Below are 16,956 nucleotides of genomic sequence, written 5' to 3'. Positions count from 1 at the left end.
GCATCGCCGACCACCAGGAGAGATCACGTGGACCGAAGGCCCGTTCGCTGTGCCCTGCACCTGAAGCGGGACAACCCGATCGTCGACGACCACCGGGTGCACGGGGTGCGCACCCTGCCGGGTGTCACCTTCCTCGACATCGTCTACCGGTTGCTCGCCTCGTGCGGAGTGGAGCTGGCACGCACCGAGTTGAGCGACGTCCTGTTCGTCGAGCCGGTGGTGACCACGCACTCCTGCGACCGGGAGATCGCCGTCGACATCACACCTGACGGTGACGTCTTCCAGGTGACGGCGACCAGCCGCCGGATCCAGGACGGCGCTCCTGGCGACGACGTCGTGACGACCCATCTCCGGGCCACGCTGCGCACCGGTCTGCCCCCGCTCGCCGCGGCTGCCGCGGTGCCGGCGCCGGGCACCTCGCGCGACGTCGGCGAGGTCTATGCCACTGGCCGGTCGGCCGGCATCGAGCACCGGGCGTTCATGCGCTGCGAGGGCACCCTGCGGGCGACCGCGGACCGGGTGCACGCCGAGATCACGCTCGGCGACGAGGCGCGCGCCACGGTGGGCGACTTCCTGCTGCATCCCGCGCTGCTCGACGGCTCGACCATGCAGGCGTACGCACTCGCCTTCGACGGGGACGGCGCGGACGGCCGCCCCCTCATCCCCCTGCACATCGGATCCTTCCGCGCGGCCCGCACCCTCGGGGACGCCTGCACCGTCGACCTGCGTCTGCACCCGGCAGGGGCCGGGGCGGGGGGCGACATCGTGAGGGCCGACGTAGAACTCCGCGACACCTCCGGGGCGCTGGCCGCCACCTTCACGGACCTGACCTTCAAACGTGTCCGCTCCGCGGCGGCGATCACCCGCCTCACCGACGACCGGACCGGCGGGCGGGTCGGCGACGCTGTGCACACCTCCGTCCAGGCTGTTCCGACGCAACCGAGGGTCGCAGCGGATCCGGGCGTCGCGGCCGAGGGGCCGGAGGGCATCCGGGCGGAGGTGGCTGAGCTCGTGCGCCGGGCGACTGCCGACCCCGCACTGGTGGTGGAAGGCGACCGGGGCTTCTACGAACTCGGGCTGGAATCCTCCCAACTCCTCACCCTAGTACGGCTGTTCGAGGAGCACTGGAACATCTCGCTCTATCCGACCCTGCTGTTCGAGTACCCGACCGTGGACGCCGTCGCGGCCCATCTGGCCGGGCTGCTGCCGGCAGACCGCCCCGCCCGGTCTGCCCCGGCCGCGCCGGCGGACACCCCTGCGGCCCCCGCCCGTACCCACTGCCTGACCGGACTGTGGCAGCCGGCCCCCCGCCCTCTCGCGCCGGCCGTTCCCGCTTCCGTACCCGCTCCCCTGATAGTCATCGGCGGCCCGCGCGGACGGCCCGACCAGATCACCGTCCGGCGCGGCCCCGCCTTCCGCCGGATCGATCACCGCACCTACGAACTCCGGCCGGACGAGACCGAGGACCTGAGGCTCCTCCTCGCCGACACGGCGGCCCTCGGCACACCCCCGCGGGTGGTCCTGCACGCCGCGGAGCAGGACGGCGACCTCCCCGAGGCCGTACGGTCCGCCTGCTGCGAGGTTCTCGCCCTGGCCCAGGCCCTGACCGACCGGCCGGCCCCCGTGGTGTACGCGGGCCCGGCCCCGGTCGCCGCCGCCGTGGCCGGACTGGCCCGCGCCGTCCGCCTGGAACAGCCCCGCCTCACGATCACCGCCGTCGAGTGCGAGGGCCCCGCCGATCCGGACGCCCTGCTCGCCGAGTTCGAGGACCGGACGGAGCCCTGGGTGCGGCACGCCACCGGCGGCCGTCACGTCCGCCGCTACCGCGACGCCGACCTCGCTGCCACCACCCCCGTCCGGCCCGGCGGTGTCTACCTGATCACCGGCGGGGCGGGCGGCATCGGCAGGGAACTCGCCGCCCGGCTGACGGGGCGCGGTGCCACGGCGGTCCTCGTCGGGCGCACCCCGCGCCCTCAGGCCCAGGAGCGTACGGACAGCCCGTACATACGCGCCGACGTGACGGTCCCCTCCGAGGTGGACGCGCTCGTCACCGGCATCCTGGAACGGCACGGCCGGCTGGACGGCGTCGTCCACGCGGCCGGTGTGCTGCGGGACGGCCTGTTCACCACCAAGCCCGCAACGGACCTCGCGGCGGTCCTCGCGCCCAAGGTGCGCGGGGCCGTGCTGCTCGACGAGGCGACCCGCCATCTGGAACTCGACTTCTTCGCCGTGTTCTCCTCGGTGACCGGTGTCGCGGGCAACGCGGGGCAGAGCGACTACGCCGCCGCCAACGCCTTCCTGGACGCCTACGCCCGCGAACGCGGACTCACCTCTTTCGCCTGGCCGTTGTGGGCCGACGGCGGAATGCGCATGGACGCCGCCGCCGAAGCCCTGTTCAGCAGGCAGGGCCAGGTCCCCCTGCCGACCGAGGCGGGCCTGGACGTGTTCGAGCAGGCTCTCGGTCTGTCCGGCACCGAGCTCGTCGTGCTCCACGGCGACCCGGAGCGGGCCCGTGAAGCCCTGGGTCTGGCCGCGTCCGACAGCGCCGGTGAGGACAGCTCCGCCACGGAGCCGCCTGGTTCCCCCGCCGAGCCCTCCGCCTCCGGCGCCCAGCCCAGCGCCGGCGTCACCGAGCCCCGTCCTGCCCAGGCGCCCGGCGCGCCGGAGACGCGCGACGGGGACATCGCGGTGATCGGCGTCGCCGGCCGCTACCCCATGGCCGAGGACCTCGACCGCTTCTGGGCCAACCTCAGGGACGGCCGGGACTGCGTCACCGAGATCCCGGCGGACCGCTGGGTCTCGGACGGCTTCTACCGGCCCGGCCGCACGCCCGGCCACTCGTACAGCAAGTGGGGCGGATTCCTTGAGGGCATCGACGAGTTCGACCCCGGCTTCTTCCGGATCACCCCTCGTGAGGCCGCCGGGATGGACCCGCAGGAGCGGCTGTTCCTCCAGTCCTCCTGGCACGCGCTGGAAGCCGCCGGCCTGACCCGCGCCGACGTGGCCGGGCGTGCGGTGGGCGTATTCGCCGGAGTGATGTTCAACCAGTACCAGATGCTGGGCCTGGGAGCCGAGGACCGGCTGCCCGTACTGCCCACGTCCTTCTCCTCCGCGGTGGCCAACCGCGTCTCCTACTTCCTCGACCTGCGCGGCCCCAGCCTGGCCCTGGACACGATGTGCTCCTCGTCCCTGACCGCGCTGCACCTCGCCTGCGAGAGCCTGCGGTCGGGCGACAGCGAACTGGCGCTCGCCGGCGGAGTGAACCTCATCGTCCACCCGTACAAGTACCTGCACCTGAGCCAGGTCGGCTTCGTCTCCTCCGACGGCCGCTGCCGCGCGTTCGGCACGGACGGGGACGGCTACGTGCCGGGCGAGGGCGTCGGCGTCGTCGTGCTCAAGCCTCTCGCCCGAGCGCTGGAGGACGGCGACCGGGTCGTCGCGGTGATCAAGGGCAGCGCCGTCAACCACGGCGGGCGCGCGGGGGGCTTCTTCGTCCCGAACCCCACCGCGCAGGCCGACGTGGTCCGCCGGGCCCTGCACAGGGCGGATGTGGACCCGGCCTCCGTCGGCTACATCGAGGCACACGGCACGGGCACCTCCCTCGGCGACCCCATCGAGATCGCCGCGCTCTCCCAGGCCTACGGCGCCGCGAGCGGCCGGCTCGGATCGGTGAAGTCGGGCATCGGTCACCTGGAGTCGGCCGCCGGCATCGCCGGGCTGACGAAGGTCTTCCTCCAGCTGCGCCACCGCACCCTCGTTCCCTCCCTGCACGCCGACCCGGCCAGCCCGAGCATCGACTGGGACGCCACGGGCCTACGGGTGCAGCGCGAGAGCGCGCCGTGGCCCGCCCCCGCCGACGGTGTGCCGCGCCGCGCCGGGATCAGTGCCTTCGGCGCGGGCGGGGCCAACGCCCACGTCATCGTGGAGGAGTTCCAGCAGCAGCCCCCGGCAACCGGGGGCGCGCCCGCCGCAGGACCGCAGGTGGTGCTGCTGTCCGCCCGCACTCCGCAGGCGCTGCGCGAACTGGCGGGGAGGTACGCGGAGCCGGCGACAGCGGGCGGGCTCCTCGAAGTGGCCGCCGGGGCCGAAGCGGCTGCCGGGGCCGACCTGGTCGGCGTGGCGGACGTGGCCGAGGCGGCCGGTCTCGCCGGCGCCGATCCGCAGGCCGAGTTCGACGAACTCGGCCTGGACGCGACCGATCTGCGCAGGCTCACCCGCGTCCTCGCCGAGCGCTTCCCCGGCCCGGCCCCGCACGTCGACGCCCGCTCGACCCTCGCGGGTCTCGCCGAGGCGTTGTCGGCCGGCACCGCATCAGGCATCGTGTCGGGCACCGCATCGGGCACCGCATCAGGCACCGCATCGGGCGTCGCGCAGGGCGCCGCTCCGGGCATCACGCCGGACGTCGCATCAGGCATCGCTCCGGGCGCCGCGCTGGCCGACATCGCGTACACGACGCAGATCGGCCGGGAGCCGCTGGAGGAGCGGCTCGCCGTGGTCGCCTCCGACGTGGCCGAACTCCGCGGCGCACTGCGCGCCTTCCTGGCCGGCTCGGAGGCCGCCGCTCTCCACCGGGGCACCGTCACCGGGCAGGCCCGCCCTGCTGCCGTCCCGCTCCCCGCCGACCCGCACGCCTGGGCCCGTAGCTGGGCGGCGGGCGGTGCGCCCGACTGGCGTGCGCTGCACAAGGACCGGCAGCCGCGCAAGGTGGAGCTGCCGCAGTACCCGTTCGCCCGCGTGCGCTGCTGGATCGACGTGGAGCCCCCCGGGCGGGCCCCGCACGCCGCCGCCACGGCGGCGCCCGTGCGGACCCCGGCAGAGGCCCTCGTACCGGAGGCGGAGACCGGTGCGCAAGCCCCCGCAGAGGCTTCCGCGCAGCCGGCGCGCACCCTGGTGGAAGCTGTGGCAGAGGCCCCGGCAGAGGCGCTCCCCGCGGACATCCCCACCTGGGAGGCCACCCCGGAGCCCGTCCCCGCACAGGCTCCGGACGGCCCCGTCGTGGTGCTGCACGCCCCCGCCCGCGCCGACCTGGCCCGTGAACTGGCCGCCCGTCACCCGGGCGCCCTCCTCGTCGAACTGGGCACGCCCGTCCAGGTGACACCGCGTCTGGTCTACGTCCTGACCGGCCCCACCGGCATCGCGGGGAACGAGGCGGAGCGGGTGGCGCGTGCCGAGGAGACGGGTGTCAAGGCCCTCGCCCCGTACGCCCGTGCCTGGTCCCGAGTCCCCACCCTCGACTGGGTGATCGCCACCACCGGCGCCGCCGCCCCGCCCGGCCGCCGGATCAGCGACCCCTACACCGCCGGGATCACGGGCTTCGCCCGGGTCATGGAGAACGAGCACAAGGGCTGGTCGGTCGCCTGCGTCGACCTCGACCCCGCCCACGTGTCCGCCGGCCTCCTGGCGCCGGCGCCCCGCGGCGCCCGCGCCGCCTACACCGGAACCGTCCGCCACACCCAGGCCCTGCGGCCCGCCCCGGCCGCCGACGGCCCCGTCCCCCTCCGCAGGGGCGGCACCTACGTGATCGTCGGAGGAGCCGACGGCATCGGACGGGCCATCGCCCGCCGGCTCGTCGCGGACTGGGACGCGCGGGTGGTGCTCGTCGGCCGCCGCGAGCTGTCCGACCCCGACCTCGGGGACCGGATCCGTTACGCCCGCGCGGACGCCACCGACCCGCGCCGGCTGGCAGCGGTCCTCGACGAGGCGGGCCCGGTGCACGGCGTCGTCCACGCGGCGCTGGTGCGCCGCGACCGGCTGGTCCGCGACCTCACCGACGCGGACCTCGCACAGAGCCTCGCCGCCAAGTCCGGCATCGCCGCCGCCCTGGTGGACGCGCTGCGCGGACGGAACCCGGACTTCCTGGTGTTCTTCTCCTCCGCGCAGTCCTTCCTCGGCGATCCGGGCCTGGCCAACTACGCGGCAGGCTCGACCTTCCTCGACGCCTACGCCCACGCCCTCGACACCGAGCTGCCCCATCCGGTGCGCGCCGTCGACTGGGGCTTCTGGGGCACCGTCGGGGCGGTGGCCGACGACAGCCACCGGGACCGCCTCACCGCGGCGGGTTTCCGGTCCATCACCCCCCGGGCGGGCTTCGCCGCACTCGTCGAGGCATTGCGGCGGCCGACACCCCAGAGCGTCGTCGTACCCGGCACCGAGGCCCTGCGCGAGCGCATGGGAGCCGACAGGAGAACGGAGAGCACCGACGTGACGCCCACCAGCGACCGGCCGGACCATGTGACGCCCGCCGGAGACCAGCCGCACCATGCGACGCCCGCCGGCGGCCGGCCGGCCGGTGTGACGCCCGTCGGCGACCGGCCCACCGCCGCCGACCTGCGCGTGGTGGAGGACTTCCGTGAGCTCGACCGGCAGATGACCCGCATCGCGGGCGGAGCGCTGCTCGCCCTCCTGGAGGAGCTGGGCACCTGGCACGGCCCCGACCCCGACGCCGGCGAAATACTGCGCAGGGTGGGTGTCGTCCCCCGGTACGAGCGGCTGCTGCACACCCTGCTCGACGCGCTTGTGGACCAGGGTCTGCTCACGACCCACGACGGACGCCTGTGTCCCGCCCCGGACGCCCTGGCCGCGGCCCGTGCGGGCGGACACCTCGGGCGGCTCGCCGCCCTCGCCGAAGCGCACCCCGAGTCCGCCGTGTTCGTACAGCTCCTCGCGCTGTGCCTGGAGCGCTACCCGGAGCTGCTCAGGGGCGAACTCCTCGCCACCGACCTGCTCTTCCCCTCCTCCGGCACCTCACTGATGGAACGCGTCTACCGCGCCAACCCCATCAGCGACCTCTACAACGACCTCCTCACCCGACGGGTCGTCAGCCACGTCGAGCAACGGCTCGCCGAGCTGCCGGACACCGCCACCGTCCGGATCCTGGAGGTCGGCTCCGGCACCGGAGGGACGTCCGCCGGACTCCTGCGCGCGCTGGACCCGTACGGGGAGCGGATCGAGTACTGGTACACCGACCTGTCGGTCACCTTCCTCGCCCACGGCCGCAAGGAATTCGGCGGACAACACCCCTTCCTGCGCTTCAAGCGCCTCGACCTGGACACCGACCCCGTCGGCCAGGGCTTCGACGAGGGCGGCTTCGACCTCGCGGTCGGCGCCAACGTCCTGCACGCCACCTCGGACATCGGCCGCGCCCTGCGCCACCTGAGGCGCACTCTGCGTCCCGGGGGCGAGCTGGTGCTCAACGAACTGACGACGGTCACTCTCTCCGGCACGCTCACCTACGGGCTGTTCGACGGCTGGTGGGCCCACGGCGACACCGCTCTGCGGCTGCCCGGCTCCCCGCTGCTGGACGTGCCCGGCTGGACCGGGGTGCTCGGCGGCGCCGGGTACGACGCCGTGTCCGCCGCGCCGGACTCCACCCTGACCACCCGTAACCTCCAGCACGTCCTGGTCGCCAGGGCAGCGGCCGGCGCGACGGACACGCAGACCGCCGGGGCCTCCGGGGCCGCCTTCCGCGACCTGCTGCTGGACCTGACCTCGGACGCCTCGGGCATCCCGGTCGACGAGCTCGACCTCGACCGGCAGATCGGCGACTACGGCTTCGACTCGGTCAGCTACAACCTGCTCGCCGGCCGGCTGAACGAGGCTTTCGGCCTGGACGTGACGGCGGCGCTGTTCTACGAGACCCCCACGCTGCGGGCCCTCGCCGACGTGCTCGAACGCGACTACCGCACGCCGGTGACCGCCGCCGACACCGCTCCCGAAGCGCCTGCCGTGCCCATCGCCCGTACCGCTGCCGCCGCCCCGGCCCCGGCTGCCCCGGCGGCGGACCTGCCTGCCACCCGCCCCGGCGACGCCGAGGCGATCGCCGTCGTCGGCATGAGCGGACGGATGCCGGGCAGCGCCGACCTGTACGAGTTCTGGGACCACCTGGTGGCGGGCGACGACCTGGTCACCGACGTGCCCGCCGACCGGTGGGACCGGCACGCGGTCCCGGACGGCGTCCAGGCCGGCCGCGGCGGCTTCGTCCACGACGTCGACCGCTTCGACCCCCTCTTCTTCGGCATCTCCCCGCACGAGGCCGCAGGCATGGACCCCCAGCAGCGGCTGGTGCTGGAAGGAGTCTGGACGGCGCTCGAGGACGCCGGGATCGCACCGGGCGGCCTCGCCGGATCTGACGTCGGACTGTTCATCGGGGCGGGATCGAGCGACTACGAAAAGGTCCGCGAAGCCGCCGGCCTGCCGGTCGACGCACACGCCGCCACCGCCACCACGCACTCCATCCTGGTCAACCGGGTCTCCTACCAGCTCGACCTGCACGGACCGAGCGAACCGGTCAACACCGGCTGCTCCAGCTCCCTCGTGGCCATCCACCGGGCCGCCGAGTCCATCCGCTCGGGCGAGTGCGACATCGCCGTGGCCGGCGGGATCAACCTGGTCCTGTCACCGCACAACCACGTCCTCCTCGGCGCCACGGGAATGCTGAGCCCGACCGGACGCTGCCACACCTTCGACGCACGGGCGGACGGCTTCGTACGGGGCGAGGGTTACGGCCTCGTGGTCCTGGTCGGTGCGGAGCGGGCCAGGGAGCACCGGGTCAGGGCCTGGCTGCGCGGCACCGCCGTCAACCACGGGGGCCGGGCCCGGTCCCTGACCGCGCCCAACCCGGCCGCCCAGGCGGCGATGATCGTACGGGCCCACGAACGCGCCGGAACCGACCCTGCCACCGTCGGCTACCTGGAGACCCACGGCACCGGCACCGAACTCGGCGACCCGGTGGAGATCAACGGCCTGGGGCTGGCCTTCGACGAGCTGCGCAGCCGTCGCGGCACACCCCCGCAGACCGAGCCGCACTGCGCCCTCGGCGCGGTCAAGGCGAACATCGGCCACCTGGAGTCCGCCGCCGGCGCCGCCGGAGTGATCAAGGTGCTCCTGGCGATGGAGCACGGCGTGCAGCCCCCCACGGCCGGTCTCCAGGAGCAGAACCCGCATCTGCGTCTCGACGGCAGTCCCTTCAAGCTGCTCCGGTCGGCACGGGCCTGGCCGCTGCCGGCCACCGGGCCGCGCCGCGCGGGCGTCAGTTCCTTCGGCTACGGGGGCGTCAACGCCCACGTGGTCCTGGAGGAGAGCGGCACCGGGCCCGATGTGCGGCGGGCGCACGGCCCGTGGGTGTTCCCGCTGTCCGCCCGTACCCCGCAGGCCCTGCGCCGTTCCGCGGCCGCGCTGCTCGCGGCCGTGGAACGGGTGGACCGGACACCGGAACTCGCCGACGTGGCGCACACCCTCCAGCACGGCCGCGACGCCATGGCCGAACGGCTCGCGGTCACCGCAGCCGACCGGGCCACGCTCATCGCCGCGCTGAGGGCCGCCGCCGAAGGCGCCGGCCACCCCGCGCTGGCCGGGCCCGGCGGCCTCGCGGACGCCGACCGCTGGGTGGCCGGTGAGACGGTCCGCTGGCAGGCGGGCGGGATCCTGGTCCCGCTGCCCACCTACCCGTTCGAACGCCGCCGTTGCTGGGTCGGCTCCGACGGCGCCTCCGGTCAGGTGCCGGCCGCCGGCGCCGGCACGACGGCCCCCACCGGTGCCTCCATCGCTGCCTCCACCACTGCCTCCATCGGCGCCCCCGTGGGTGCTTACGCGCCGCGCCTGCTGCCCGTCGCGGACATGGCCCTGCGCGGGCACGTCCCAGGCCCCGTCTGGGTGATCGGCCCCGTCGAGCTGCCGGGGAGCGAGGTCCACCGGATCGGCGACGCGCCCCTGGAGTCCCTGCCGACGCCCGTGGCGGTCCACGCCGTGATCGAGGGCGAGCGCGGGGTGCTCGACCTGTTCCGGGCCGTCCACCACCTCCAGGCGCGCCCCGGCGCGGCCGGGGAGCTCGCGCTGACCGTTGTGACCCGCGCCGCGACCGACCCGGCGTCGGCCGCCGCGCTCGGCCTCGCCCGGTCGCTGCGCCGCGAGTGCGAGCGCTGGCAGGTCGCCACCGTCGACATCCGCCCCGGCGACCCGACAGCGGTACGCGTCGCCGTCCCGGGCGACTACTCACTGCGTGACGGCCGCTGGTACGGGGAGGTGCTCCAGCCCCTCGACACGGGGGCCCCGGCCCCGTCCGTACTGCGTGAAGGCGGTACGTACGTGATCGTCGGCGGGGCCGGCGACGTCGGTCTCGACGTGGCCGAGCAGCTCGTACGGCGCCACCGGGCCAGGGTCGTCCTCGTCGGGCGCTCCGAGCCGGACGCCGCCAGGTCGGCCAGGATCAGGGCCTTCGACCCCTCGGGAACCCGGGTGGAGTTCCACCGGGCAGACGCCTCGGCCCCGGACCAACTACGCGCGGTCCTCGACCGCGTGGGCGTTGTCCACGGGGTCCTGCACTCGGTGACCGTGCCGAGCGACCGGTCACTGGCGGCCATGGACGAGGAGTGGTTCCTGCGGGGCATGGCGGCGAAGAGCCGCACCACCGGGGCGCTCGCCGAGGCGCTGGGCGAGCGGCAGTTGGACTTCCTGGCGCTGTTCTCCTCGGTCCAGTCCTTCCTCGGCAACCCCGGCCAGGCCGCCTACGCCGCCGGGTGCACCGCCCAGGACGCCATCGGGCGCGCGCTCGCGGCCCGGCTGCCGTACCCCGTACGGGTTGTGAACTGGGGTGCCTGGGCCGGATCCGCGCTCACCGAGCGCCACCTCGGCCGGCTGGCCGCGGCAGGGGTCCACCCGCTCCCACCGGAGGCGGGATTCGAAGCGCTGAGCCAGGTGCTCGGCCGGCAGGAGGTACAGGTGGCTGTGGTCTCGGGCACGGACGAGTTCCTCGGCGGGATCGGGGTTCCGGCGGCCGGCGCGGAGGTGGCGGCAGGGGCGCCGCCGGCACCCGCGGCGGCCCAGCCGGCGCCAGGGGCCGGGCCCGTGGCTTCGTGGCGGGTGGCGGCGGCGGACGAGATGCTGGCCCTCCTGCGCGAAGTAGCCGGCATCCGGCCCGGCGAACTCGCCTCGGACGACCTGCTCAGCAGCTTCGGTTTCGACTCGATCACCTACACGAGGCTGAGCCACCGCATGAACGCGCGCTGGGAGCTCGACCTGACCCCGGCGACCTTCTTCGGGGTGGCCACGGCGGACGACCTCATCCACAAGATCCTCCTGCACCACGCGGACGCGCTGGCGGGGTACTGGAGCGCGAAGGAACTGCCCGGGGCGGAGCCGGCCGCACCGGCAGTCGCGGCGACCGGACCCGCCGTCGCGGCAGCCGCGCCGACCGCATCGGCCGCCGGACCAGCCGCCGTACCCGGGTCCGTACACCCTGGGGCCGCGGCAGCCGTTCTCCCGGGCGTCGTCCCGGCCGTCCCCACCGCGGCCGCGGTCTCCCCGGCCGCCGCCGGCGAGCCCGTAGCCGTCGCCATCGTGGGCATGGCGGGGCTGCTGCCCGGCTCCGACGACGTCGAGGAGTTCTGGGAGCACCTGACGGCGGGCGACGACCTCGTCGGTGAGATACCCGCCGACCGCTGGGACTGGCGCCGCCTGTACGGGGAGCCGCGGCCCGGTGAGTTCCGCACGACGGCGAAGTGGGGAGGGTTCATGCGCCGGGTCGACCTGTTCGACCCGCAGTTCTTCGGCATCTCGCCCCACGAGGCCGTCGCGATGGACCCGCAGCACCGCCTCGTGCTGGAGGCGGCCTGGACCGCGATCGAGGACGCCGGCATCCGGCCGTCCTCCCTCGCGGGCACCGACACGGGCGTCTACATCGGCAGCAGCACCTACGACTACTTCGAACTCCAGCACGCCCTGGGCGTCCCTCTCGACGGCTACAGCACGGTGGGCAGGGCCCACGCGATCATGTCCAACCGGGTCTCGTACCTGCTGGACCTGCACGGCCCCAGCGAGACCATCGACACGGCCTGTTCCTCCTCGCTCGTCGCCGTCCACCGGGCGGCCGAGGCGATCCGCGGCGGCGACTGCGAGGTCGCGCTCGCGGGCGGCGTGAACGTCATGGCCTCGCCGACGCTGTTCGTGGACATGAGCCAGGCGGAGATGCTCAGCCCGGACGGCCGCTGCCGCACCTTCGACGCGGGTGCCAACGGCATCGTGCGTGCCGAGGGCGTGGGCGTGGTGGTGCTCAAGCGCCTCGACGCGGCGATCGCCGACGGCGACGTCATCCACGCCGTCCTGCGGGGCAGCGCCGTCAACCACGGGGGCCGCACCAACTCGCTGACCGCCCCGAACCCGGACGCGCAGGCCGCTTGCATCGTCAAGGCGCACCGCCGCGCCGGGGTGGACCCGCGGACCGTCACCTACGTCGAGACCCACGGCACCGGTACCGAACTCGGGGACCCCGTCGAGGTCGAGGGCCTGAAGACCGCCTTCGCCGAGCTGTACGCCGATCACGGCGCCGCCCCCGGGCAGGCGCACGTGGTGCTGGGCGCGGTGAAGACCAACACCGGCCACCTGGAGGCGGCCGCGGGCGTCACCGGCCTGATCAAGGCACTGCTGGCGATGCGCCACGGCTCGATACCCGGCAACGTCCACCTGGAGACGCTCAACCCGCACCTGCGGCTCGACGGCAGCCCGCTGCGTCTGCCGGCCGTGAACGAGCCCTGGAGCAGGGTCCGTACGCCCGACGGGGCCGAGGCGCCGCTGCGGGCGGGAGTGAGCTCCTTCGGCCTCGGCGGGGTCAACGCGCACCTGGTGGTGGAGGAGTACCGGCAGGAGCCGGCTCTCCGGACGCCCGGGGACCAGCTGTTCGTCCTGTCGGCGAAGACCCCGGAGCGGCTGCGCGCCTACGCCGAGCGCCTGGCCCGCTGGGTCGCGGCACACGAGGACGACGTCGACCCGGCCGCCCTCGCCCACACGCTGCGCACCGGCAGGGACGCCTTCGCCGAGCGGCTCGCGGTCGTCGCCGACTCGCCGCGCGCGCTCGTGGCGGCCCTGGATGCCTGGCAGTCCGGCGGCTTCGCCCCCGGCGTGTTCGCCGGGGACGGCAGGGACGCCACCACCGCCCTGCTGCTGGAAGGGCCCGAGGGCAAGCAGTACCTGCGGGCCGTCGTGGACGGCGGCCGGCTGGACAAGGTCGCCCGGCTCTGGGCCGGGGGAGCCTCGACCGTCTGGGCGGAACTGTGGCCGGGGACGGCGCCCCGGAGGGTGCCCGCACCGACCTATCCGTTCGCGCGGGAGAGTTACTGGCTGACGCCCGGAGCACGCTTCGACACCGTCCAGGCCGCTGAGGCGGGCCTGGCCGCCGGAGCCGTCACCGAGCCGGAGACCGGCGCCGGAGCCGCGCCCGCATCCGTCGCGGCGGAGACCGCCGCCCCTGTCGGGACCGCTCACCCCGCCGAGGCCGTTGCCCCGGCCGGCGGGGCCGTCCCGGCGCGGCCGGTGACTGCCGGGTCTCCCGCCGGCGGTGAGGCTCCCGTCAGGGCCGAGTCTCCCGCCGATGGAGGCGCGGAAGGCGCGGAGGGCGCGGAGGGCGCGGTCCGTACGCACGTACGCGCGTTGCTGGCGGCCCACCTGGGGATGCGGCCCGACCGCCTGCCCCTGGACCGGGCGCTGTCGGACGCCGGGGTGGACTCGCTGGGCCTGCGCAGGCTCGGCCGCCGCCTCGGCGCGGACTACCAGGTGGACGTGCCGGCCCGGATGTTCGGGGTGGCCCAGACGGTACGGGCGGTGGCCCGTGCCGTGTTCGAGAAGTACGGGCCACTGCCCGAGTCCCAGGAGCGGGCGCCGGACCCGGTGCACGCCATTGCTCCGGCCGAGGACGGTGTGGCCGTCCTGCTGGCCGGGCTGCGGGACGGAACCGTCCGCGTGGACGACGCGCTGGCCGTACTCGAAGGAAGGGCGGGCCGATGAGCACCGACCTGCGTGAACTGCTGACGGCGATCGCGGCCGGCCAGGTCTCCGATGAGGTGGCCGAAGTACTGGTACGGGGCCTCGTCGATCCCACCGCCCCGGAGCAGGCTCCGGCCGCCCCGGCGACGGCTGCCGACCCGGAGGCCGCCTCCGCCGCCCCGGTGGACGCCGTCCCCCGGCCGTCCTCCGAGTCATACCCGCTCAGCCGTGGTCAGGCCGCGCTGTGGGCCCTGCACGCCGACGATCCGCAGGCCGTCTCCTACAACCTTCCGCTGGGCCTGTGGCTCGGCGAGGGCGTCGAGCCGGACCGGCTCGTCGAGGCGCTGGCCGCCACCGTGCGCCGCCACCCCGAACTGAGCGTCTCCGTACGGCTGGCCGCCACCGGACCGGTGCAGCAGGCCACCGGCCGCACCCCCGAGGTGCCCAGGCTGGACCTCAGCCATGTGACCGAAGGGGAATTCGCGGCGCGCGTACGCAACCTGGTGCGCCGCCCGTTCGACCTGGAGCAGGATCCCCTTTACCGGATGTGGCTCGTCGCCGCGCCCGGCGGCGCCACCCTGCTGCTCCTGGTGTTCCACCACCTGATCACCGACGGGGTCTCCAGCCATCTCCTGCTGCGCGACATCGTCACCTGCCATGACGCGCTCGCCGCGGGCCGCGAGCTGCCGCCCCTCGAACAGGCCGCTTCCTACGCCGAGTTCGTGGACTGGCAGCGGACCATGCTGGCCGCCCCGGAGACCGAGGAGCACCGGATCTGGTGGCTCGACCGGCTGACCGGCGCTTCCACGGCGCCGGTGCTGGAGGCCCTTGCCGACCGCCGGCGCGGCGGTCCGGCCTCGCACGCCAGTGGCGAGATGGTGCAGTTGCGGCTCCCGCACTCCACCTGGACCGCCGTCCAGGACACCGCCCGCCGGGGCGGACTGACCCCGTTCAGCGTCGTGCTCGGCGCGTTCCTCGCGTTGCTGCACCGCCACTCGGGGCACCGGGACCTCAGCGTGATGGTGCCCACCGACGGCCGGCCGTCCCAGCGCTTCGACCGCACCGTCGGCTATCTGATCAATCCGGTGGTCCTGCGCGTGGACTGCGACCCCGACGACAGCTTCGCCGGGCTCATGGCCACCGTCGGCACCCGAATGGCGGAGGCCGAGGAGCACGGCGCCTACCCGTTCGCGTCGGTCGTCGACGACCTGCGCAGGACGACCGGCGCCGAGGCCGGTTTCGACATCGGCTTCTACCTGCAGCAGGGCGTGGGCGGCGACCAGGACATGGCCGCCGGGCAGAGCGTCTTCCGCGACGCCCTCGACCTGACCCAGGAGGGCGAGAACGATCTCGTCGTCGAGGTCGTCGTGCGCGACACCGGTGTGCTCCTCTACCTGAAGTACGACCCGGAACTGTTCGACCGCTCCACCGTCGAGCGGCTGGCCGAGCACTACCGGCTGCTGCTAAACGCGGTGACAGCCGACCCCTCCGTCCGTGTCGGGGACCTCGACCCGGTCACCCCGGCCGAACGGCGTACGGTCGAGCGGGCCAACGCCACCCGTACCGAACGGCCGCACGATGTCACGGCTGCCGACCTGGTACTGGCCCGCGCCCGGCGTTCCCCCGGGCGCACCGCCGTCGTCGACGCGGAGGGCACACTCACCTACGCGGAACTCGCCGGACAGGTCCACGCCCTCACCCGGATCCTCGGCGAGCAGGGCGTGCGCCGGGGCGACGCCGTTGGCGTCCTCGTCGGCCGCAGGGCCGCACTTGTCGTGGCCCTGCTCGCGGTCCACGCCGCGGGGGCCGCGTACGTACCCCTCGACCCGGACTTCCCGGCGGCCCGGCTCGTCCACATCACCGCGGACGCGGCGCCGGCGGCCGTGATCGTCGACCCGCGCCTGGCCGGCCGGCTGCCGGCGGAGGCGCCCGGCGTGCGCATCCCGCTGACCGGCCTGGCACCCGAGGAACAGACCGTGGCCCCGGTCGCCCGCCGCGACGGCGACCTCGCGTACGTGCTCTACACCTCCGGGTCCACGGGCCTGCCCAAGGGAGTCGAGGTCTGCCACGGCAACCTGGTCAACCTGCTGGCCGCGACGGCCGAGCGGCCCGGTTGCTCCGAGGACGACACCCTGCTGGCCGTCACCACCGCCGGGTTCGACATCTCGGGCCTGGAACTGCTGCTCCCGCTGACCCGTGGCGCCACCGTCCACATCGCGCCCGAGAACGTCGTCCGGGACGGATTCGCGCTGGCCGAGCTGATCGGCGACGCGGGCGCGACGGTCGTCCAGGCCACCCCGGCCACCTGGGAGATGCTGCTCCAGGCGGGCTGGACCGGCCGGGTGCGCAGGCTGCTGTGCGGCGGTGAGGCGCTCAACGCCGAACTCGCGGACCGGCTGCTGGACCGGTGCGACGAGCTGTGGAACATGTACGGGCCGACCGAGACGACCATCTGGTCCTCCGCGCAGCGGATCCGGCGGGGCGGGCCCGTCACCGTGGGCACCCCGCTCGCCAACACCACCTTCCGCACCGCGGGCCCCGACGGGACCCCGGTGCCCTTCGGCGCGGTCGGCGAACTGTTCATCGGCGGCGACGGCGTCGCCCGCGGCTACCGGGGCAAGCCGGAGCTCACCGAGGAGCGCTTCGTCCGCGACCCGGCGACCGGCGGCCGGCTGTACCGTACGGGCGATCTGGCGCGCTGGTCGGCCGACGGCGACATGACGCTCCTCGGCCGCGCCGACCGGCAGGTGAAGCTGCGCGGCCACCGCATCGAGCTGGGCGAGATCGAGGCCGCGCTCCGGCGTGCGGGCGAGGCGGGCGGCGCCGGAGGCATCGGCGACGCCCGCGTGGCCCTGCGCGAGGACCTGCCCGGCCTGCCGCGCCTGGTGGCGTTCGTGACGGCCACCCCTGAGGTCGCGGAGGCCGTGGCCGAGCGGGTGAGGGCCTGGCTGCCCGAGTACATGCTCCCCTCCCGCACGGTCGCGCTGGCGCGCTTCCCGCTGACACCCAACGCCAAGGTGGACACCGGCCCGCTCACGGCGCTCCCGATCCAGGAACTCGTACGCCGCTTCGGCCACGAGGACCTTCCCGCGCCGGCTGACGCGCATGCGGCCGACCGGACAGCGGCAGAAGGGGCAACGGAAGAGGATCGGCTGCCACGGACCACCGGACACGGCGAGTTGGCCGCCCGGCTGCGGCAGAGCG

General features: G+C 74.8%; 2 protein-coding genes (1 of these 2 cut by a window edge). Both read left to right on the top strand.

Annotated elements, in window-relative coordinates:
- Positions 1-27: 27 nt before the first annotated feature.
- On the top strand, positions 28-13,773 hold the full coding sequence (locus ACZ6S6_RS28570) for an SDR family NAD(P)-dependent oxidoreductase (RefSeq protein ID WP_469707456.1): 13,746 nt from the start codon (positions 28-30) through the stop codon (positions 13,771-13,773).
- Positions 13,770-16,956, top strand: the 5' portion of a protein-coding gene (locus ACZ6S6_RS28565; RefSeq protein WP_469707455.1) for an amino acid adenylation domain-containing protein. It continues 1,562 nt past the right edge of the window; the window shows 3,187 of its 4,749 coding nt (coding positions 1-3,187); its start codon is at positions 13,770-13,772; its stop codon lies beyond the right edge, outside the window. Before ACZ6S6_RS28570 ends, ACZ6S6_RS28565 begins: the two co-directional genes overlap by 4 nt.

The sequence above is a fragment of the Streptomyces sp. NPDC048671 genome, from assembly GCF_055587045.1.
The sequence above is the reverse complement of the archived record's forward strand: the minus strand, read 5'-3'. Positions and strand labels throughout refer to the sequence as shown.